24 protein-coding genes are annotated in these 20,319 nt (G+C 50.7%); 18 read left to right on the top strand and 6 right to left on the bottom strand.

Translation table 11 applies throughout. The annotated features are described in order from the left end of the window. Nucleotides 1–8 precede the first annotated feature (8 nt). The gene (locus ABNS04_RS07880) at nucleotides 9–446 is read left to right on the top strand and encodes a DUF2802 domain-containing protein (protein ID WP_272978873.1); all 438 of its coding nucleotides are present in this window, start codon (nucleotides 9–11) and stop codon (nucleotides 444–446) included. On the opposite strand, the gene ABNS04_RS07875 is transcribed toward ABNS04_RS07880, so the two are convergent. Then, on the bottom strand, nucleotides 443–718 hold the full coding sequence (locus ABNS04_RS07875; protein WP_272978870.1) for an EscU/YscU/HrcU family type III secretion system export apparatus switch protein: 276 nt from the start codon (nucleotides 716–718) through the stop codon (nucleotides 443–445). The two genes, ABNS04_RS07880 and ABNS04_RS07875, sit on opposite strands and share 4 nt — an antisense overlap. Beyond that, nucleotides 715–2,418 carry a flagellar hook-length control protein FliK gene (locus ABNS04_RS07870; protein WP_272978869.1) on the bottom strand — a complete coding sequence of 568 codons (1,704 nt, stop codon included), beginning with the start codon at nucleotides 2,416–2,418 and terminating at the stop codon, nucleotides 715–717. The genes ABNS04_RS07875 and ABNS04_RS07870 overlap by 4 nt, the downstream gene beginning before the upstream one ends. A gap of 117 nt (nucleotides 2,419–2,535) precedes the next feature. Here ABNS04_RS07870 and ccmA point away from each other — a divergent pair, with 117 nt between their 5' ends. The 11 genes from ccmA (at nucleotide 2,536) to ABNS04_RS07815 (ending at nucleotide 11,401) form a co-directional block, all read left to right on the top strand. Continuing rightward, a complete protein-coding gene (ccmA, locus tag ABNS04_RS07865) occupies nucleotides 2,536–3,222 on the top strand; it encodes a cytochrome c biogenesis heme-transporting ATPase CcmA (protein WP_006954909.1) in 687 nt (228 codons plus the stop codon). Beyond that, nucleotides 3,219–3,893: a heme exporter protein CcmB gene (ccmB, locus tag ABNS04_RS07860; protein WP_006954910.1), complete on the top strand. Its 675-nt coding sequence runs from the start codon at nucleotides 3,219–3,221 to the stop codon at nucleotides 3,891–3,893. Before ccmA ends, ccmB begins: the two co-directional genes overlap by 4 nt. Before the next feature lies 1 nt (nucleotide 3,894). Further along, a complete protein-coding gene (locus tag ABNS04_RS07855) occupies nucleotides 3,895–4,659 on the top strand; it encodes a heme ABC transporter permease (RefSeq protein WP_006954911.1) in 765 nt (254 codons plus the stop codon). Then, nucleotides 4,659–4,868 (top strand): heme exporter protein CcmD, encoded by a 210-nt coding sequence (gene ccmD, locus ABNS04_RS07850; protein ID WP_006954912.1) that lies wholly within the window; start codon nucleotides 4,659–4,661, stop codon nucleotides 4,866–4,868. The genes ABNS04_RS07855 and ccmD overlap by 1 nt, the downstream gene beginning before the upstream one ends. 4 nt (nucleotides 4,869–4,872) lie before the next feature. After that, complete coding sequence (ccmE, locus tag ABNS04_RS07845; protein ID WP_006954913.1) at nucleotides 4,873–5,355, top strand: cytochrome c maturation protein CcmE; 483 nt, start codon at nucleotides 4,873–4,875, stop codon at nucleotides 5,353–5,355. After that, the gene (locus ABNS04_RS07840; RefSeq protein WP_272978866.1) at nucleotides 5,352–7,316 is read left to right on the top strand and encodes a heme lyase CcmF/NrfE family subunit; all 1,965 of its coding nucleotides are present in this window, start codon (nucleotides 5,352–5,354) and stop codon (nucleotides 7,314–7,316) included. The genes ccmE and ABNS04_RS07840 overlap by 4 nt, the downstream gene beginning before the upstream one ends. Continuing rightward, on the top strand, nucleotides 7,313–7,885 hold the full coding sequence (locus ABNS04_RS07835) for a DsbE family thiol:disulfide interchange protein (protein WP_272978865.1): 573 nt from the start codon (nucleotides 7,313–7,315) through the stop codon (nucleotides 7,883–7,885). The genes ABNS04_RS07840 and ABNS04_RS07835 overlap by 4 nt, the downstream gene beginning before the upstream one ends. Further along, nucleotides 7,885–8,361: a cytochrome c-type biogenesis protein gene (locus ABNS04_RS07830; RefSeq protein WP_272978863.1), complete on the top strand. Its 477-nt coding sequence runs from the start codon at nucleotides 7,885–7,887 to the stop codon at nucleotides 8,359–8,361. The genes ABNS04_RS07835 and ABNS04_RS07830 overlap by 1 nt, the downstream gene beginning before the upstream one ends. Continuing rightward, nucleotides 8,354–9,577 carry a c-type cytochrome biogenesis protein CcmI gene (gene ccmI, locus ABNS04_RS07825; RefSeq protein WP_272978861.1) on the top strand — a complete coding sequence of 408 codons (1,224 nt, stop codon included), beginning with the start codon at nucleotides 8,354–8,356 and terminating at the stop codon, nucleotides 9,575–9,577. Before ABNS04_RS07830 ends, ccmI begins: the two co-directional genes overlap by 8 nt. After that, nucleotides 9,570–10,310, top strand: a complete 741-nt coding sequence (locus ABNS04_RS07820; protein WP_006954919.1) for a VacJ family lipoprotein — start codon at nucleotides 9,570–9,572, stop codon at nucleotides 10,308–10,310. The genes ccmI and ABNS04_RS07820 overlap by 8 nt, the downstream gene beginning before the upstream one ends. 89 nt (nucleotides 10,311–10,399) lie before the next feature. Further along, on the top strand, nucleotides 10,400–11,401 hold the full coding sequence (locus ABNS04_RS07815) for a response regulator (RefSeq protein WP_272978858.1): 1,002 nt from the start codon (nucleotides 10,400–10,402) through the stop codon (nucleotides 11,399–11,401). Here the strand turns inward: ABNS04_RS07815 and ABNS04_RS07810 are convergent. After that, a complete protein-coding gene (locus ABNS04_RS07810) occupies nucleotides 11,371–11,709 on the bottom strand; it encodes a DUF6170 family protein (protein ID WP_272978856.1) in 339 nt (112 codons plus the stop codon). The genes ABNS04_RS07815 and ABNS04_RS07810 overlap by 31 nt on opposite strands. A 109-nt stretch (nucleotides 11,710–11,818) precedes the next feature. Here ABNS04_RS07810 and galU point away from each other — a divergent pair, with 109 nt between their 5' ends. After that, nucleotides 11,819–12,718, top strand: a complete 900-nt coding sequence (gene galU, locus ABNS04_RS07805; RefSeq protein WP_006954924.1) for a UTP--glucose-1-phosphate uridylyltransferase GalU — start codon at nucleotides 11,819–11,821, stop codon at nucleotides 12,716–12,718. 41 nt (nucleotides 12,719–12,759) lie between these two features. Here galU and ABNS04_RS07800 read toward each other — a convergent pair whose 3' ends face one another. From ABNS04_RS07800 to cmoA, 3 genes are read right to left on the bottom strand one after another with little or no spacing between them, the layout of a single operon-like run. Next, nucleotides 12,760–13,686: a LysR family transcriptional regulator gene (locus ABNS04_RS07800; protein WP_272978854.1), complete on the bottom strand. Its 927-nt coding sequence runs from the start codon at nucleotides 13,684–13,686 to the stop codon at nucleotides 12,760–12,762. Between the two features lie 30 nt (nucleotides 13,687–13,716). Next, entirely contained in the window at nucleotides 13,717–14,688 is a 972-nt protein-coding gene (gene cmoB / locus ABNS04_RS07795) for a tRNA 5-methoxyuridine(34)/uridine 5-oxyacetic acid(34) synthase CmoB (protein ID WP_348671324.1), read from the bottom strand. A gap of 3 nt (nucleotides 14,689–14,691) precedes the next feature. After that, on the bottom strand, nucleotides 14,692–15,429 hold the full coding sequence (gene cmoA, locus ABNS04_RS07790; RefSeq protein WP_272977564.1) for a carboxy-S-adenosyl-L-methionine synthase CmoA: 738 nt from the start codon (nucleotides 15,427–15,429) through the stop codon (nucleotides 14,692–14,694). Between the two features lie 166 nt (nucleotides 15,430–15,595). Between cmoA and ABNS04_RS07785 the strand changes: the two genes are divergently transcribed. The 5 genes from ABNS04_RS07785 to ABNS04_RS07765 form a co-directional block, all read left to right on the top strand. Further along, on the top strand, nucleotides 15,596–17,020 hold the full coding sequence (locus ABNS04_RS07785; RefSeq protein ID WP_272977563.1) for a diguanylate cyclase: 1,425 nt from the start codon (nucleotides 15,596–15,598) through the stop codon (nucleotides 17,018–17,020). A gap of 77 nt (nucleotides 17,021–17,097) precedes the next feature. Then, the gene (aspS, locus tag ABNS04_RS07780) at nucleotides 17,098–18,870 is read left to right on the top strand and encodes an aspartate--tRNA ligase (RefSeq protein ID WP_006954932.1); all 1,773 of its coding nucleotides are present in this window, start codon (nucleotides 17,098–17,100) and stop codon (nucleotides 18,868–18,870) included. A gap of 19 nt (nucleotides 18,871–18,889) precedes the next feature. Beyond that, nucleotides 18,890–19,639 (top strand): YebC/PmpR family DNA-binding transcriptional regulator, encoded by a 750-nt coding sequence (locus tag ABNS04_RS07775; RefSeq protein WP_272977562.1) that lies wholly within the window; start codon nucleotides 18,890–18,892, stop codon nucleotides 19,637–19,639. Between the two features lie 6 nt (nucleotides 19,640–19,645). After that, on the top strand, nucleotides 19,646–20,185 hold the full coding sequence (ruvC, locus tag ABNS04_RS07770) for a crossover junction endodeoxyribonuclease RuvC (RefSeq protein WP_006954938.1): 540 nt from the start codon (nucleotides 19,646–19,648) through the stop codon (nucleotides 20,183–20,185). 36 nt (nucleotides 20,186–20,221) lie between these two features. Beyond that, nucleotides 20,222–20,319: OB-fold domain-containing protein (locus ABNS04_RS07765; protein ID WP_348671331.1), on the top strand; the 98-nt coding region annotated here is incomplete at its 3' end.

Raw genomic sequence — 20,319 nt, 5'->3', positions numbered from 1 at the left:
ACTATTTGATGACTTCAATAACTGTTTGGCTAGCAGCAGCGGCGCTGATGCTAGCTATTGTTGCACTGATCGTAGCGGTAATGACCAGCCGCAAGCATACCGAATTATTAGAACGACAACAGCAACGCCTATTAATGCTGACCGAAGCGCTGGGCGCGTTGCAAAACACGCCTTCAGAACCCGAAACAGAAGACAATCAGGCACAATTGCAGCCGCTCTATGAGGCGCTTGAAAAATTGCGAGCTCAGCAACAAGCGCTCCATCAGCAGCAACAGCAATTTGCCAGCACGATAAAGCAGCTAGAGCAACAAGAGCCCGAGGTGAAGCTGTATCAGCGAGCCGCGAAACTGGTCGAGCAGGGCGCCAGTGTTGACGATCTTATGCAAGCCTGTGACCTACCCCGTGCCGAGGCAGAGCTGATGCTCGCCATGCATCAGCGTAGTTAGTACCAACTATCGGGAAATCGCCCATCCAGTAGATAAGAAAACGCAATCAGTTCCGCGATGAGCACGTACAGCTCTCGCGGAATTTCTTCACCCACGTTAAGCCGCGCCAATGAATCAGATAACATGGGATCTTCGTGTACCATCACGCCATGCGCTTTAGCCACTTCAATAATCTCTTCTGCAAGCTCATCAAACCCTTTTGCGATCACCTGAGGCGCATTTAAGCCGTCGTAGGATAAGCCAATCGCTTGCTTGTGTTTACTATCGCTCATACCGTCACCCGAATGATGCCGCTGTGTTGTTGTGCGAGCGTGTCAGGCACTTTGCCTTGTTTAACCTGAAAGTCCACGCTAGCCACTTCTAATGTCGTTAAACGTTGCTCTAACTCTGGCAGTTGTTGCTGAAGATGCTGCTGCGCTGCCAACGATTCGGTATAAAATTGCACGCGCGTGCCGCCCACTTGATAACGCCCTTTAACTAACATCGGGCCCCACTGCTTAAGTTCAAAGCGCAAGTTAAATAGCCACACCGAACGTTCGGTATGTTCATCATTGTGTTCATCGGGCTCGCGCTTAATCAGCAACTCAGTACTGGTTTCGCTGAGTGGGTTCTGCGATGGCAATAGCAAGTAGAATTCCGGTTGCTGACTGGGACTATCCTGAAGCCGCATCTGGCTGCTCTGTACCGCGTTCATTGTTTGCGACAACGTGCTCAACAAGCGCTGTAACTGCGCCATCGGTTGCTGTAGCAGTTGCGTATTGAGTCGCTCCCGCACCTCTGCGGTCATTGGCGTCGAGGCGTCTAAACGGCGCTCACTACCGGGATTGCGCTCAGCCGAACCACGCATGATTTGGTCTAACACGGCTTGGCTCAAGCCTTTGGCTGCTTGCGACGAAGCACCAGACTGTTGTGTCTGTAAACGAAGGCCGAGTAACGCCACAATCAGTTTGCCGACCACACCAAACTGATGACTCGGTTGCGGGCTTACCGGTTTCGCCGCAAACCAGTCATTCACATAGCGCGTGAGTTGTTGCGGCTGAGTCAATTGCTCGGCTTGGGGGAGCTGCGCCAATACCAGATTCAATAAATTTTTTACTTCGCCGTGCTGAGGTGACGTGGCGGCGAGGGTTTGCTGCAAAAATTGCGTCAGTTGCGCCGGCGTCATTGTTTGTGTTTGTTTGACAAAACGCCCATCAACAGCCGTCGGTTCAGCCATTGCCGCTGGCATCAGCCCACTCCGGGATTGTGCGAGTTGCGCCGGTTCACGCGTGAGTTGTTGCAGTAACGAACGCAAAATAGCGGGGGGCATCTGCGCTATCGGTACGCGCACGTCGCTAACTACACGAGCACTGCTCTGCAACTGTAATGTAAGCTGCGCTTGGAATATCTTGACCGCGGTGAGTGTCACTGATAGTGGACTCAATGGAGTAGATGACACCGGGTTTTGCCTACTTGCGGCGACCTGCACCTGTTGGTTCAATTGTTGGCCGAGCGACTCGGCCAGTGCTTTTTGTAACGTAGGCGGCAAGTCACGAAGGGCGATCGCGGCGCGATTTGGTGTTGTTGCCGTTGAATGAGTCTGACTCGTCGAACTTGGCAGGCGGAGCGTGGCATCGCTTTGCAGAATCCGCTCAACAAGTCGCATCACTGCAGTGTGTTGCGCCTTTGCTCCCAAAGGCGGTTGATGTTCACCGCTCGCCCGCAGCGCCAGTTGCTCAACTTGTTGCTGTATCGTGTTGACTGTCCCAGCAGGCAAGTGCAACTGAGCGTTGATTTGAGCTCCGCCAAACGCGCGTGGCTGAGGAACCGTGCTACTGAGCTGCGAGGTGAGCGCATTGAAGAGACTTTGTCGGGCGTGTTGTTGGGCTTGGTCAACTTTGGCTAGCGGCGTGTGAGCTGACGTCTGGGCAGCCTTATCCGATGACGTCGTTAAAGACTGCATCGCTTGTTGTAATAACTGTTTAATTTGCATGACGCATTGCCCCTACCCAGATCATGAAAAGCGACCGTTTTACGTGGCTTTTTCGGCAAATATTGTGGTAAACTCGAGCCAATTTTCACATCATTTGCAGACACTATCGTAGCCTTGATGAAGCATAAAACAACAGAACCTCTGCCCCGACTGCGAGCGCACGAACTTTCATCAGTTCGCGGCGGGCGTACCCTGTTTGAACACGTTTCCTTCGAGGTCCACGCGGGCGAACTTTGGCAAATCACGGGCGCCAACGGTGCTGGCAAATCAACGCTACTCAGAATGCTGGCTGGACTGATGCCAAGCAGTAGCGGTCGTATCGAGTTTAACAACCAACCCATACAGTATGACCGTAGTGTCTATCATCAGCAACTGCTGTTTATCGGTCATAAGCCCGCAGTAAAAGCCGAGCTAACCGCCTTAGAAAACGTCTACTGGCAACGCCGCTTGAGTGGCGATAAAACAGCACAGCAAGACAGTTCCAGTGATTGGGATCTGCTCGAGACAATTGGCCTTCTGGGGCTCGAGGATGAAGTCACAGGTCGGCTTTCTGCGGGGCAACAGCGTCGTGTTGCGCTCACCCGCTTATGGCATAGCCAAGCCCCTTTATGGATACTGGACGAACCCTTTACCGCACTCGATGTAAAGGGGATCGCCATGCTACAACAGCGGTTTCAGACCCATTTAGGGCAAGGCGGCAGCATTGTAATGACCTCACATCAAGCATTATCGCTGGCGAGTTTAAATCCTAAGCAACGGCACCTGGGTGAGACCTACGCCAATGCCATGGGAGCACAGTCATGAGCGCATTGCAGTTGTGGCGTTCGGTGCTCAGCAAAGATTTACGTCTCGCCGCGCGTCGGCGCTCAGATGCGATTAATCCGCTCATTTTCTTGTTGATGGTGATCACGTTATTCCCGCTGGGGGTTGGACCCGGACCCGATATACTCAGTCGTATTGCACCGGGGATCATCTGGGTGGCGGCTTTACTCGCCACACTGCTGGGTGTCGATCGCATTTTTAAAGATGACTATGCCGACGGTTCGCTCGAACAACTGTGTTTGTTGCCACAACCCCTTGCCTTTACAGTCAGCGCAAAAATGGTTTCGCATTGGCTGTTGAGTGGATTGCCATTAGTGATACTCTCGCCGCTACTGGCATTACTGTTGAATTTACCAGGCTCAGCGTATGGCGCACTGAGTCTATCGCTGTTATTCGGTACGCCAGCACTTAGTGCCTTGGCGGCAACAGGGGCTTCGTTGACGTTGCCGTTGCAGCGCGGGAGTGCCTTAGTCAGTTTAATTTTATTGCCATTGTTTATTCCCATACTAATTTTTGCCACCTCGGCAGTCGAAAGTGCAGGAATGGGCATGGCTGTGCACGGACAGTTGGCTATTTTGGCAGCCATATCCGTATTAACGGTAACATTAGCACCGCTGGCTGTCGCCGCGGGCGTTAGAATGAGTGTGAATTAATATGTGGCGTTGGTTACACCCTTATGCAAAACCCGAAGCGACTTACCGTCTAGTCGATAAGTTACTCCCATGGTTCGCCGGTTTGACGGTCGTCAGTTTACTCGTGGGCATGGTCTGGGGGCTTGCCTTTGCACCGTCGGACTACCAACAGGGCGATAGCTACCGCATTATTTATATCCACGTGCCCGCCGCTATTTTCTCCATGGGTGCGTACTTTGGTATGGCAATCTGTGGGGCGATAGCGCTGATATGGCAAATTAAAACCGCTGAGTGGGCGTTACCCGCCATCGCGCCTGTCGGCGCGGCGATGACAGCGATCGCGTTGTTCACCGGTGCAATATGGGGCAAACCCATGTGGGGCACCTGGTGGGTGTGGGATGCGCGACTAACATCCGAACTTATTTTGCTGTTTTTATATGTCGGCGTCATGGCGCTGTATGCCGCTTTTGATGATGCCAGAACAGGAGCAAAAGCCGCTTCGATTCTCGCGATTGTCGGGGTCGTCAATCTGCCCATTATCCATTACTCGGTCGAGTGGTGGAACACCTTGCATCAAGGTGCCACGATTACCAAATTAGAGCGTCCGTCGATCGCTACAAGCATGTTGTGGCCGCTGCTTATTAGTTTATTAGGTTTTATGTTACTGACCGCGACCTTAGTGCTGATGCGTTACAAAAATCAGTTACTTAAGCACGAGCTCAATCGTCCGTGGGCACAAGCAGAGCTCGCACAAGACAGCAGCGCAGTCGTCGAGGAGGAACGCTAATGGCATTTTCTAGTTTTAGCGAATTTGTACACATGGGGGGCTACGGACTGTATGTGTGGTCGTCTTTTTTTCTGACTTTTTTAGTGATTGCAGGTGTTGCCTTAGAAACCAGTGTACAGCGGCGACGTTTGCAGAAGGAAAGCTTAAAAGTTCAACGTCGTAAACAGCGTCTTGCGCGTCGTTCGCTACAAGCGAGTGCTGAGGAGTAGAGGTATGAACCCGCGTCGTAAAAAACGGTTAACTTGGGTAGTAGTGCTAATTATTGGTGTTGGCACAGCCTTAGGTTTAATGCTGTATGCCATGAGCCACAGTATCAATTTATTCTATACACCGAGTGACTTTGAACAGGTCGAGGCGGGCAAGCAACCGCCCGAAGTCGGTCAACGTATGCGGATTGGCGGTATGGTCGTAGAAGGCTCGGTCAATCGTGATCCAGAAACACTCGAGGTGAGCTTTAAAGTCACCGATACCGGGCCCGAAGTGACCATTCTTTACCAAGGTATTTTGCCGGACTTATTCCGCGAGGGACAAGGTATCGTTGCTCAGGGCGAGCTTATCGCACCGCGCACGTTGCAGGCGAGTGAAGTATTGGCAAAGCATGACGAGGAGTACATGCCGCCCGACCTCGCCGAAAAAATGAAAGGCATTAAGCATGTTAATCCGAATCAACCAGCTGAGCAAAAGGAGACCCCATGATTGCTGAGCTTGGTCATCTAAGTATTGCTATCGCTTTAGCTTTTTCCGCCTTGTTGGCAGGCTATGCACTGATAGGTGCACAACGGGGTCACGGCGGCATGATGAGCCTGTCACGACCGCTGGCGATAGGGCAGTTTGTATTTACTGCAATCGCGTTCACCTTGTTAGTCACTGCCTTCGTACAAAATGATTTTAGCATTGCCTATGTTGCAGCCAACTCCAATACCCAACTCCCATGGTTTTATCGCATCACCGCAGTGTGGGGCTCGCATGAAGGCTCTTTCCTCCTCTGGATGCTGATGCAGGCGGGCTGGATTGCAGCGGTTGCTTTATTCTCGCGTTCAATGCCATTACCCATGGTCGCGCGCGTGCTGGGTATTTTGGGTCTTATCAGCATCGGGTTTTATTTGTTTATGCTGACAGTGTCGAATCCGTTCGACCGCAGTTTGCCGATCATTCCGGTCGACGGCAATGACCTCAACCCATTGTTGCAAGACCCCGGCATGATCATTCATCCGCCCTTGTTGTATATGGGCTATGTCGGTTTCTCAGTGGCGTTCGCCTTTGCTATCGCGGCATTGATGTCCGGCAAATTAGATGCGGCGTGGGCGCGTTGGTCGCGCCCTTGGACGCTCGCCGCGTGGATGTTCCTCACGGTGGGAATTGCCGTGGGTAGTTGGTGGGCGTATTACGAACTCGGCTGGGGTGGCTGGTGGTTCTGGGATCCCGTTGAAAACGCGAGCTTTATGCCATGGCTGGTAGGTACGGCACTGATCCACTCCTTAGCCGTAACCGAAAAACGCGGCAGCTTTAAATCCTGGACCGTATTACTGGCGATAGCCGCATTCAGCTTAAGCCTGCTCGGCACCTTCTTAGTACGATCGGGCGTTTTGGTATCGGTGCACGCTTTTGCCTCCGATCCAACGCGCGGCTTATTTATACTGGTGTTGTTGGCGATCGTGATTGGTGGCTCATTGGCACTCTATGGCTGGCGCGCTTCGCAAATGCAAGGTTACAGTCGCTATGAAGCCGCCTCGCGTGAAGTATTCTTATTAGCCAATAATGTCTTATTGATGGCGGCTATGGTGGTGGTGCTGTTAGGTACCTTGCTGCCGCTTGTTTATAAGCAACTCGGGTTAGGCTCAATCTCAATCGGCGAACCGTTCTTTAACGAACTGTATAGCTACCTTATTGTACCTTTCGCATTGATGCTTGGCGTCGGACCCTGGATGCGCTGGCGTCGACAACCCTTAGCGCCGCTATTAAAGCCATTGTTGCTGTGTTTAGCGCTGGCGGCGCTATTAGCCGTCGTGCTCCCCAAAATTTGGGCAAATCAGATGCATCTTTGGGCGGTGCTGGGTTTGTTCCTCGGGCTTTGGGTTGCTTTAGCAACCGTCACCGACGTACTGCAAAGTGTGCAACAACGGGGTGGCGATGTCAGTGCCTTGCGCCGGATTCCCGCCAGCCAGTGGGGCATGGTGCTAGGCCATATTGGCTTTGCGGTCACCCTGGTGGGTGTGGCGCTGGTATCGCACTACGAAACCGAGCGTGATATTTCGATTGAGCCGGGACAAACCGTGAATGTTGGTGAGTATGACCTGACCTTTGAGCATTTAAAACACAGAGAAGGCCCCAACTACGATTCCGACCACGGTGTGTTTACCGTGAGCGAAGACGGTGAGCGGGTCACACAGGTAGTGAGTGAAAAACGCTTTTATCGCGTGCAACGCATGAGTATGACCGAAGTCGGCCTCGATTCGGGCCTGCTGCGTGATCTCTATGTCGCAATGGGCGAGCCGTTAGAACAAGGCCAAGGAAACCAAACCAAGTGGGCGGTGCGTTTTTACACCAAGCCCTTCGTGCGGTGGATCTGGTTAGGCGCGTTAATTATGGCAGCGGGGGGGCTTATCGCAATGGCCGATAAGCGATATCGCAAGCGTAAGCAGGGAGTTCAGGCATGAGTACACAAGAGACGCATAACGCAAGTAAAAAGTGGATCGTGCTGTTTGTGCCGTTGATTCTGTTTATTGTTTTGGTGGTATTTCTGCTCAAGGGGCTCGGTAAAGATCCCACGCATCTTGAGTCGGTGTTGATTAATAAACCGGTGCCGGAGTTCAGCGCCGAGGATTTGTTTGATCCCACCACGCAACACAGTGAACAGGTACTCAAAAAGGGACCCTTACTGTTTAACGTTTGGGCGACTTGGTGCCCCACCTGTCGCGCCGAGCATGAGTTTCTTAACGAACTTGCAGCGCAGGGCATACCTATTGTCGGGTTAAACTACAAAGACGACTCACGCGGCAAGGCAATGGACTGGCTCAATACTCTAGGCGACCCTTACATCGTCAATCTGTACGATCCAGAAGGTAAGGTCGCCTTCGAGTTCGGTGTCTATGGAGCACCAGAAACTTATTTTATCGATGCCGACGGACGTGTCCGCTATCGCCATGTGGGTGATGTGAATCCTCGTAACTGGGAGAACCAGCTAAAAGCGATTTATCAGCAGATGGTGCAGGAGGCGAAACAGTAATGCGAACCTTAACCAGCAGCGTCATCGGCGCGTTAGCACTAGTGGCGATGTTATTTAGCCTGTATGCCACCGCGCAAGCATCGATTCGTGAGCATGAGTTTGAGACCGAAGCACAGCGCCAGTTGTATCAAACGCTCACACAAGAACTCCGATGCCCTAAATGCCAAAACCAAAACATTGCCGATTCAAACGCGCCGCTTTCAGCTGATATGCGCGACCGCACTTACACCATGATCATGGAAGGTAAGAGTCGAGAAGAAATCATTGACTATATGGTCGCTCGTTACGGCAATTTCGTGCATTATCGTCCGCCGTTTAATTGGTACACCAGTATCCTCTGGTGGGGACCGTTGCTGATTATCGCGATCGGCATTGGCGTGGCGTGGGTAATGTCTCGCAAACGCAAGCAGCCGCTTGAGCTCTCGGCCGAAGAGCAAGAGCGACTCGAACAGTTAAGGAAGCCAGACCATGATTAAGTTGTATTTGGCGATGGCGGTATTGTTAATAATCGCAGTTATCATTGTTTTACTAGCGGGGCTTCGACAGCGTCGACAAAATGTTGACCGCGAGAGTGAAAACCGTGATTGGTACGAACAACGTCTTGCCGAGCTTGAACAAGATAAAAACAAGCAACGTATCTCGCAAGAAACGTTCGAAGAAGCGAAGCTGGAGCTCGATAAAACCTTTATTAGCGACAGTCGTGATATCGAAGGCGAAGTCACGTGGAAACGCGCCAATCCATTTATTCCTATCGCGATTATTTTAGCGATAGCGGTTGGCTTTTACGCGATGTTTGGAAGTTGGTCTTTGCAAAAACAAGCGGATGATGCGCTTGCGCAGTTGCCCGAGTTAGGTCAACGCTTGTTGCAGGAGCAACAACAGGCCGATGTTGAATCCATGCAGACATTTGCCTTGGGCATGCGTCAAAAGCTAGCCGCAAAACCCGATGACCCGATGGCGTGGTGGTTATACGCTGGGATCATGTCAGATTTACGTCAATTTGACCAAGCCCAACAGGCGTTTGAAAAGTCGCTGGCGTTGGCACCGAACCGAACTGGCACCTTAATTAGCTACGCGCGCTTTTTAATGTCATCGCCGACCGAAGAACGTCTGCGTAAAGCCGCCGGTATGTTGGCGCGCGTATTACAGCAGCAACCGACGCACATCGAGGCATTGTCATTGACCGGTTTTGTCGCCTATGAGCGAGGCGACTGGAAACAAGCTATTGCGGCATGGCAGCAACTAATGCCATTGCTCGATAACGAGTCTCAGCGTAGCAATGCGGTTCAGCAGGCGATCGCCGACGCGCAGCAAAAACTGCAAGCCGCCGATCGCAGTGTCACGGTCACCGTTTCCTTAGGCGAACAAATGCGTGACCAATTACCGCAACAAGGCACCTTATTTATTTACGTCACGGCAACGCAAGGACCCCCCATGCCTGCGGCGGTTAAACGTCTCGCCGTTAATGATTGGCCGGTGACGGTCACCTTGACCGATGCTGACTCGATGTTGCCCGATTATCGCTTGAGCGGGTTAGATCAATGGCAAGTGAAGGCGATGGTATCGCAGGACGATAAAATTGACCGTGAAGCCGGTGATCTCTTTGCCGAGCCAATGACTATAAATGCACAGCGTTCGGTAGAAGTAGCGCTGACTCTTAATCAAAAAGTAACGGAAGTAGCGAATGACTAATTGGCTTAAAACCGCACCTAAGTGGGCCTTGCTCGCCAGTACATTGGCTTTGGGTGCATGTTCCTCACAACCAGACGACCCGTACGCCGACCCGCGTGACCCGTTTGAGGATACCAACCGCGCCGTGTGGGACTTTAACCGTGAGTTAGATAAAGCGGTTATCAAGCCGGCCGCAGAAGTGTATGAAAATGTGCCTGAACCGGTGCGTAATTCACTCTATCGTGCGCTTGAGAACCTGCAAGAGCCTTGGTCATTCGTCAATAATCTGCTGCAAGGCCAGTTTACCGACGCCGGTGTCACGGCAGGGCGCTTCTTCTTTAACAGTACAATTGGCCTGCTCGGGTTACTTGATCCAGCCACCGAAATGGGACTAACTAAGCGCGAAGAAAGCTTGGGTCAAACCCTTGCTGTATGGGGCGTGCCCAATGGTCCGTTCCTAATGCTACCCGTGTTAGGTCCAACGGTGGTTATCGACCGAGGCACTGACTGGGTGGACAGTAACTACTTTCCATATACCGAGATCAGCGATGACTGGGATATCCCGCGTTATACAGTAAAAGGCTTGTCGTTACGTTTGCGATTACGCGACCAAGAGCAAGTGTTAGAGAACTCGCTTGATCCCTACACCTTCGTAAAAGAAGCCTATTACCAAAACTGGAACTACGAAGTTTACGACGGTAATCCGCCGCCAGACGTCGAAGCAGACGAGGCTGAGTTCACTGAGCAACCCTAGCTTCTCGTTATCTATCGAAAACCTCGTATTGACGCAGGTACTTCCTTGGACGATGCTTAAATGAATCGTCCGAGGATAGGTATACCTGAATGAGTCAAAAACATGTCTTACTGATTGAAGATGATCGTGTGTTTCAATCAGTGGTTGAGCAGTTTCTCATCCAGCAAAATTATGCAGTACACTGCGTAGAATATGGTGAGCAAGGCGTATTCTGGTGTCAGCAAAATACGCCTGATATCGTTCTGTGTGATCTCATGTTACCGGATATTAACGGCCTAGAGGTTATTGAGCGGCTACTCAGCCTGGCGCCTCATTTACCCGTGATTGTCATTTCTGCCAGCGACGACATGGGTGATATTCGTGAAGCGGTGCGATTAGGTGCGTGGGATTACTTGGTCAAGCCTATCGACAGGCTAGATACCATTACGCAGGCGATCGAACATTGCCTACAGCGGCATCGCCTCGAAGAAACTTATGTGAGCGATATCTGGGAACTCGATAGCCACATTAACCAACTCTATCAAGACGACCATATCGTCGCACGCTTAGCCAACGATCTCCTTGCCAAGCAACCCTTAAACGTCGGTGACTATCACATCGAAAGCCAAGTAGCGGCGGGAGCAGAGGCGAATATCTGGATCGACTATCGACCCTTAACAGAGGGGCGCGTGCTCATTGTCATGGCAACGGCGCACAGTCAAACCGAGCAGAACTTAATCCCGTTACTGGTACTTAAAACGCTGATTGACCCATTGATTCGTCAACACTTAGCGGGCAGTGACGATACCATTTTGGATCCGCGCAGCTTAGTGCAACACATTAACTTTGAGTTATGTCATTCGCGCGTACGTACGGCATTTGATGGTGTTTTCGCCGTGCTCGATACCGAACAGCACGCATTTCGTTGGACCCAAGTTGGTGATCGGCTGCGTATGCAACCCCAAGCAAAACCCGATTTAGCGTTGGGTATTTGGCGTCATGCAAGTTTCCACAATTATATTCAAACCAAGCTCAAGCGCGTCCATTGCCAGTTGCCCGAGGCGATTTTAAGTATTGAGCGTCAGTCGTCCTCATCCTCTTCGTCTGAATGATCCGCGCGTTGCGCTTCGAACTGACGTACTGCCTTATCCATATAAGGTAGTGACATATTGAGGGTGATAGGTTGAGTAAATAAAGGATAGCCAATACCCGCGGCGAGTAGACCCAGCGCTTTCCACCAGCCCGGTAGGTCGACAATGGCAAAAAAGATAATGCAAATAGGTACTAATTTAGCTAGGTTACATATCATACGACGAGGGACGGGCATCGCTTGTTGCGCCATTGTTAAAATAAGCGCGCGTTCTGTAAACGGATATGATTTGAGTTGCGGAACCTGTCGTGAGGTTAAATAAAATCCCATGGCACCCTACCTAGACCGTTGTTAGCAAATAAATTGGATTTGCATTATAACAGTTCGGCAAGGTATAAACGTGCCCCAATAAAAAAATGTTCGAAAAAAGGAAGAATTCATGAGCACGAAACGGGTAAAAAAAGTTGTTATCCCAGTGGCTGGGCTTGGCACACGAATGCTACCGGCGACCAAGGCAATCCCAAAAGAGATGTTGCCGTTGGTTGATCGTCCATTAATTCAATACATTGTTGAAGAATGCTCCGCAGCGGGTTTAACCGATGTAATTTTGGTAACCCACTCCAGTAAGAACTCCATCGAGAACCACTTTGACACCAGTTTCGAGCTCGAAACCACGCTAGAGCGCCGGGTAAAACGCCAGTTGCTTGAAGAAGTACAAGCCATCTGTCCTAAAGGCACCACCATCATGCACGTGCGTCAAGGCGAGGCGAAAGGCCTAGGTCATGCGGTGCTGTGCGCGCGTCCGTTGGTCGGCGATGAGCCCTTTGCAGTGGTCCTACCTGATGTACTCGTCGATTCGGCGAGCTGCGATTTACGTCAAGATAATATGGCTGAGATGGTGCGCAACTTTAAGGAAACCGGCGCGGCACAGGTAATGGTCGAGAAGGTTCCCCATGAGCAAGTCAGTAGCTATGGTATTGCTGATATCAACGGCGTTGATCTCGCCGAGGGCGAGCAAGCGCCTATTAAACAATTGGTAGAAAAACCCGAAGTGAGCAAGGCACCCTCGGATCTTGCCGTGGTAGGACGCTATGTGTTCCCGGAAACCTTATGGCCGCTGCTTGCTAAGACGCCCATTGGCGCAGGCAACGAAATCCAACTGACCGATGCGATGGCGATGTTACTCGAACAATCCCCAGTCAACGCCTACTACATGAAAGGTAAAAGCCACGATTGCGGCAATAAATTGGGTTATGCGCAGGCGTTCATCGAGCACGCAATGCGTCATCCTGCATTAGCGGATGATATGAAAAAGTACATCAAGCAATTGCAAGCGTAACGAGTCAGCTCGTTAAGCAGACGTAAAGCTTGAGGCCAGCGCTAGCCAGCGCTGGCTTCCATATCATCCGTTTGGCGCTTTGGGGCGTGTCGCAGGATCAGGTCAGCGAGTAAACGCGAGCAAGGCCCTGTTTTATCTCCTTTGGGTAACACTAAGTAAAGTGAGCCTTTGCGGCACGTACTGCCTTTTAGTTCAAGCTTACGTAACGAACCTTTCTGCATAGCGCGTTGCGCAATATAGGGCGGCAACCAGCAAAAGCCTAAGCCTGAGCGCACTAAGCGCAATGCTTCGTCAAAATGACTGACGGTCCAACGTTGCTCAGCCTTTAACCATCCGCCTTCTTCGGCAGGTTGCGTGGCTGTATCGCGGATCACGATTTGCAAATGTTGAGCAAGTTCATCTTGAGAAATAGGGGAATCTTGTTGCGCGAGCGGGTGTGAAGGATGGCAAACCAAATCCATATAATAGTCGTGGATAGGCTCTCCCAAAAAGCCTTTCGGAAGCTGATGCGTCACGACTAAATCAGCGGATTCATTGCGAATATGCTCGAGCGTTCCGGTCAGGACCGTATCTTCAATGGTGAGACGCGAACCCCGGCCATGTTCTTGAAAGTCTTTTAATGCCGGGATCAGGTCATCGCGGTCAAATACCATTTCGAGCGCCAGTTTAATCTCCGGCTCCCAGCCTTGCTCCATGTTGCAAGCGAGCTGCTCGAGCTCATACACGGTTTGAGTCAGTTGTCGCGAGCGTCGCAGCATGACCTCACCGACATGCGTTAATTCGGCCTTACGTCCCTTTATTTCTAAAAGCTGGACGCCTAACACCTGCTGAAGCTTAGAAACCGCATGGTTTAATGAAGATTGGCTTTTGTTAAGTTTCTCTGCTGCATGAGCATAGCCACCACAGTCTACGACCGCTTGTAAAATGCGCCATTGTTCCAAAGTGGACTTAGCTCTGTAGTGTGGCATAGGATAATTGTCTAACCTCTTGTCTGACGATTAAATTGTCGCTTTAACAATCGCACGGATGGGTGCTTTATACCCCTCAATAGTCTTTTCTGGGTCATTTGGATCAAGAAAATCTTTCAAAGATTCACCGGTCATCCATTCAGTTGATCGCTGTTCGTCAAGAGAGGTGGGGTTATGGTCAACAATTTCAGTCTGTTTAAAACCTAATCGTTCGAGCCAAACACACAGCGCTTTGGCGCTGGGCAAAAACCAAACATTGCGCATTTGGGCATAACGTTCGCCGGGCATCATCACGGTCTGTTCGTCACCCTCAACGACGATTGTCTCCAATATCAACTGTCCACCTGGTTTTAATAAGTTTTTAAGTTGTTGTAAAAACTCAAGTGGTGAACGGCGATGATACAATACTCCCATGCTAAAAACCGTATCAAAACTTTGAAGTGAGGGCATATGCTCGATTCCGACCGGGAAAAAGTGCGCGCGCTCGGCAATAGCGCTCGGCATCATTTGCTTAATGGCTTGAAATTGAGTCATAAATAGTTCGCCTGGGTCAATCCCCCAAACCTCTGCTGCGCCTGCCTCTAACATTCGCCATAGGTGATAGCCACTGCCACAACCAACGTCTAAAACCTGATGACCTTTTAAATTATTTAAATGCGGTTGTACGCGCTGCCACTTCCAATCTGAGCGCCATTCGGTGTCAATCGACAATCCAAATAAATCGAAAGGTCCCTTACGCCAAGGCTGCAATTGCTTCAGTAGACCGTTCATACGGGCTCTATCGGAGTCGCTGGCTTGCTCGGGCAAGCCCACTTTCACGGTGTCACCCAGCGAAACATGATCAGTCGCCAACGAAGGCAGTTGTTTAAGCACCCGTTGCCACTTTTTAAACTCGCCATGGGGCGACTGCAAAAAGTCACTGAGTTGCTGGGGTAAAGTGGTAAGCCATGGGTGATGGGGGCTTTGCGCAAGCGCACTGAGATCCTGAGCGAACATATTCATGCATTATTCTCCCTTTACCGCGAGCATGGCGGCAAAATTAAAACACTGCAGCCATACCCCTGCATGAGCGAAGCCAGCTTGTTTGAAACGCGCGAAATGTGTATCGAGGGTGTCAATTTTCATGACATTTTCGATAGCGGCACGTTTTTGGCTAATCTCGAGTTCACTGTAGCCGTTAGCGCGTTTAAAATCATGATGCAGATCGACTAGCGTATCGTGGATGTGTGCATCAGGGTGCGCCACCTTCTCGGCGATTAATAAAACACCACCTGGGTTTAATCCTGAGTAAATTTTATCGATGAGCGCATTTCTGTCTTCTTTTGGCACAAATTGAAGTGTAAAATTAAGTACAACAATTGAGGCGTTATCGATAGGCGTTTGTTGCACGTCTTGGCAATTGAACTCAACGGCAATGTCACTCTTGAAGCCGTTAAGGTGAAGCTGTGCGCGGTCGATCATTGGTTGCGAATTATCCACCGCAATAATGTGATTACCCCGATGTTTCTCGCAGCCTTTGCGTAAGGCGAGTGTCGCGGCGCCGAGCGAGCAGCCCAGATCGTACACATTTGTATTATCTTGACTATAACGTTCGGCTAGTTGTGGTAATGTTTGTATGATCGTAGCGTAGCCCGGAACTGAGCGGTTTATCATATCTGGGAAAACTTCTACCACGTGTTCATCAAAACGGAAGTCGCCAACGCTCGGTAACGCTTTAGAATAAATGGTGTCTTGTTGACTCATGATCAATAACTATCAATGCAGTTTAAAACATGATGCTAGTTTAACGTTAATTCGCCGTAAGGCACAGATTTAAACGCGAATAAAAGCATATCGCATAGGGTTAACCAAAACATAGGCGAGAAAAAATGCCTTTTAGCAACTCGTGAGCAGGGAAGCATCTAAATCAATGAAAAACGTTAAATTCTGGTTGTCGACCATCGCCTGCTTTTGGTTATCGCTAGTGCATGCGACGACACTGGATACGGATGAGTGGTTAGCACAGCACAACACGGTTAGAGTGGGGGTGCCGACTAACCTGATGCCACTGATAGGCATCGAGAGCGGCGACGGCATTGGTTTTGATGCCGATATGTTGCGCCTCATCACACAAAAGTTACCGCTCACCATTAAATGGCAAAACTGTGGCTCTTGGAGTCGTTGCCTCAAAGCACTCGAGCAACGTGAGATCGATATTTTACCGAGTATGTCGTACTCCGAAGACCGCTCGCGCTACACCAGTTTTACACAACGCTACTGGTCCATGCCGTGGGCGGTGTTGTACCGCAACAAAGAGACCTTAAACGCGCGTGGCAGTGTCAACGTGGGTGATTTGCGAGGCCAACGCTTAGGGATTATCCAAGATTACAGTGTTGTATCGCTGCTTCGTAATCAGCGCGGAACTGAAGTGATTGAGTATGACAATATCGAGCAAGCCACCAAAGCGCTCAAAGAAAACCAAATTAATGTCTATGTCGATAGCCTGCCTATTTTAGTGTACGAACTACAAAATCACCCTATCACTCATGCCAATCTCGAGGTGTTAGATGATGCGCCCGGCCAAGATCTGTTTTTTGGTGTTCGGAGTGATTGGCAACCGTTAGTGGTAACGCTTAATCGAGGCATCGATAATATCACGCAGAGTCAGCAAAACCAGTTACGCAATAAATGGTATGGTTATGAGTTGCAGACCGGCTGGAGCGATGAAGAACTGATTCAAGTCGCGTTGAAGGTCGGTTCGGGTGTCGTGTTAGTCTTTTTGTTTATCGCCTTTAGAAACAGTCGGTTACGCCGCGAAGTCAAATTACGTAAGGATGCCGAGAAACGTATCCGCTATGTCGCTACCCATGATGAGTTGACCGGCTTGCCTAACCGAAAACTACTGTCGGACCGTCTCGAACAAGCGATGTTACAGGCAGAACGTTCAAATAAAGCCTTCGCGATCATGTTTTTAGACTTAGATGGCTTTAAACAAATCAACGATAAATACGGACACGAAGTCGGCGATGAATTACTCATTCACGCGTCGCAACGCATGCAAAGTATGTTACGCCGTTCGGATACCGTGTGTCGCTATGGCGGTGACGAATTCGTCATACTCTTACCCACCACACCGACCACCAGTGCCGCTCTGGCGGTGGCACGTAAATTGGTGGTACACATAGCGCGACCTTATCAAATTGGTACACACATGCTCGAAGTCAGTACCAGTATCGGTGTGAGTCTATTTCCACAGCACGGCAGTGATGAAAATGCCTTATTGCGGGCCGCGGATAAAGCCATGTATGCGGCGAAAGATGCCGGTAAAAACGATGTGCGCTTAGCGGCACCTTAACTCGGATGACATTAGCGCCCAGTTCGCTATAATATGCGCTTTAAATCATTCAGCAGAATAAAAGGTGTGAAGGGCGCATGCGAACGCATTACTGTGGGCAGGTAACTGCCGAACTAGCCGAACAAGAAGTCACTTTATGTGGTTGGGTCAACAAACGTCGCGATTTAGGTGGTTTGATCTTTATCGATCTGCGTGACCGCGAAGGCTTGGTTCAAGTGGTCTTTGACCCCGACGAAAACGCGTTGTTCGAGCAGGCAAACCGCCTGCGCCAAGAGTTCTGCGTACAAATCCGCGGTAAAGTAAACCGTCGTCCAGATAGTCAAGTCAACGCCAACATGAAAACCGGCGAAGTTGAGATCTTAGCCAAAGAGCTGACTATCTTGAGCCGCTCCGAACCGCTACCTATCGATTTTAACTCGCAAGTGAGCGAAGAAGCCCGCTTGCGTTATCGCTACCTCGATTTGCGCCGTCCGCAAATGAATGAGAACTTGCAATTCCGTGCCAAGGTGGCGAGTGCGGTCCGTCGTTTCTTAGATGACAATGGCTTTTTGGACATCGAAACACCGATGTTGACCCGTGCTACGCCCGAAGGCGCGCGCGACTACTTAGTGCCAAGCCGCACCCATAAAGGGCGCTTCTTTGCATTGCCGCAGAGCCCACAGTTATTTAAACAATTACTAATGATGTCGGGCTTTGATCGTTATTATCAAATCGTGAAGTGCTTCCGTGATGAAGACTTACGTGCCGACCGTCAGCCTGAATTCACTCAGATTGATATCGAAACCTCGTTCATGAGTGCAGAGCAGGTGATGGAAGTCACCGAAACCATGACGCGTCAGTTGTTCCAACAGTTGCTCGATATCGATTTAGGCAAGTTCCCAACCATGACTTGGCACGAAGCCATGCGTCGTTTTGGTTCTGACAAGCCCGATTTACGTAATCCTTTGGAACTTGTCGATGTCGCAGACCTGTTAAAAGACGTTGAGTTTAAAGTCTTCTCCGGTCCTGCAAACGATGAAAAAGGGCGTGTCGCCGTGATTCGCTTGCCGGGTCAGGCAGACAACGTATCGCGCAAAATGATCGACGAGTACACCCAATTTGTCGGTATCTACGGCGCTAAAGGCTTGGCGTGGATTAAAGTCAACGACCTCAGTCAAGGTCGCGAAGGCTTGCAATCGCCAATCTTAAAATTCTTGCCGGATGAAGCGCTTAACGCGATTCTTGAGCGTACCGAAGCGGCAACAGGCGATATCCTGTTCTTTGGTTCAGACAAAGCCAACGTGGTTGCCGAAGCGATGGGCGCGTTACGTCTTAAGTTAGGTGAAACCTTTGAATTGGTTAGCGACGAATGGCGTCCGCTGTGGGTCGTTGACTTCCCGATGTTCGAAGAAGACGACGATGGTCGCTTAGCAGCGATGCACCATCCGTTTACCGCGCCGGTTAACGTCACCCCAGAAGAGCTTAAAGCGAATCCAGCACAGGCGCTTTCAAACGCGTACGATATGGTACTTAATGGCGTTGAAGTGGGCGGCGGCTCAGTTCGTATTCACGATAACGCCATGCAACAAGCTGCGTTCGAGGTACTCGGCATTGGCGCAGAAGAAGCCAAAGAAAAATTCGGTTTCTTACTCGAAGCGTTAAAGTACGGTACGCCACCGCACGCCGGTTTAGCCTTTGGCTTAGACCGTTTAGTGATGCTGATGGTGGGCGCAAGCTCAATCCGTGATGTGATCGCGTTCCCGAAAACTACCACCGCAGCCTGTGTATTGACCGATGCACCTGGGCTAGCGAACCCCGATGCATTGCAAGAATTGGGCGTTAAGAGTACGGTGGAAGACAAAGACGAATAGCAACACAATGGAGTGAGACATGGCAGGTCATTCCAAATGGGCCAACATTAAACATCGTAAAGCCGCGCAAGATGCAAAGCGCGGCAAGATTTTTACCAAACTTATTCGGGAAATCACCGTCTCTGCACGTCAGGGCGGCGGTGATCCCGAGACGAATCCGCGCTTACGCGCGGCGATTGATAAAGCGCTTTCTAACAATATGAAGCGCGATACCATCGATACCGCCGTCAAGCGCGGCTCGGGTGAGCTCGAAGGTGAAAATGTCGAGGAGTTGACCTACGAAGGCTACGGCCCTAGTGGCGTCGCCATTTTACTTGAATGCATGACCGATAACCGCAATCGCACCGTGTCGGAAGTGCGTCACGCGTTTAATAAATTTAACGGTAATTTAGGTACCGATGGCTCGGTCGCTTACTTATTTAATAAGCGCGGCGTCATCAGTTACGGTAGCGAGACCAGCGAAGAAACCATTCTTGAACCGGCGATTGAAGCGGGTGCCGATGATGTACTGAATCATGGTGATGGTCATATCGACGTGTTTACCAGCCCAGAGGCCTTTGGTGCGGTCAAAGACGCGCTGGATGCCACCGGCGCCGAGGCGACCAATGCGGAAGTCACCATGGTACCGGATACCAAAGTGGATTTAGATGAAGATGGCGCGCGCACTTTCCTCAAATTGCTCGACGCACTCGAGGATTTAGACGATGTGCAAAACGCTTATCATAACGCCGATATTTCGGATGACGTGTTGGCAAGCTTGGATGAGTAACCTCCGATGAGCGTGATCCTCGGTATCGATCCAGGCTCACGCTTAACGGGCTTCGGCATCATCCAGCAACAAGGTCGACACTTATCGTATATTGCCAGTGGCTGCATTCGCGTCACGGGTACCACCGCACAACCGCTCAGCCTTGCTGAGAAGCTCAAGCGGATCCACAACAGTGTGGTCGAGCTGATTACGCAGTACCAACCCGATGAATTTGCTATCGAACAAGTATTCATGGCACGTAACCCAGATTCTGCGTTAAAGTTAGGGCAAGCGCGCGGTGCCGCTATTGTAGCCGCTGCCTGTGCCGACTTGCCCGTCGCGGAATACAGCGCTCGACAGATAAAACAGGCGGTGGTGGGTAATGGCGGTGCTGATAAAACACAAGTGCAGCACATGGTCATGGCGTTACTGAACTTGAGCAAATCGCCACAAGCAGACGCCGCGGACGCCTTAGCCGTCGCTTTGTGCCATGCGCACAGCGCACAAAGTTTAATAAAAATGTCAGGTGCAGCACGTAAAATCGTGCGTGGGCGTTTACGCCGCTAACATCGGCATACAGTAGAATAATAAAGAGGACATTCTGTGATCGGACAAATTCGTGGCACACTAGTCAGCAAGCAACCCCCCGAGGTGTTAGTGGATGTGCAAGGGGTCGGCTATGAGATCCAATTGCCAATGAC

Source organism: uncultured Idiomarina sp. (assembly GCF_964010655.1).
Taxonomy (GTDB): Bacteria; Pseudomonadota; Gammaproteobacteria; order Enterobacterales; family Alteromonadaceae; genus Idiomarina; species Idiomarina baltica.
This window is presented reverse-complemented; position numbering and strand designations above follow the sequence as displayed.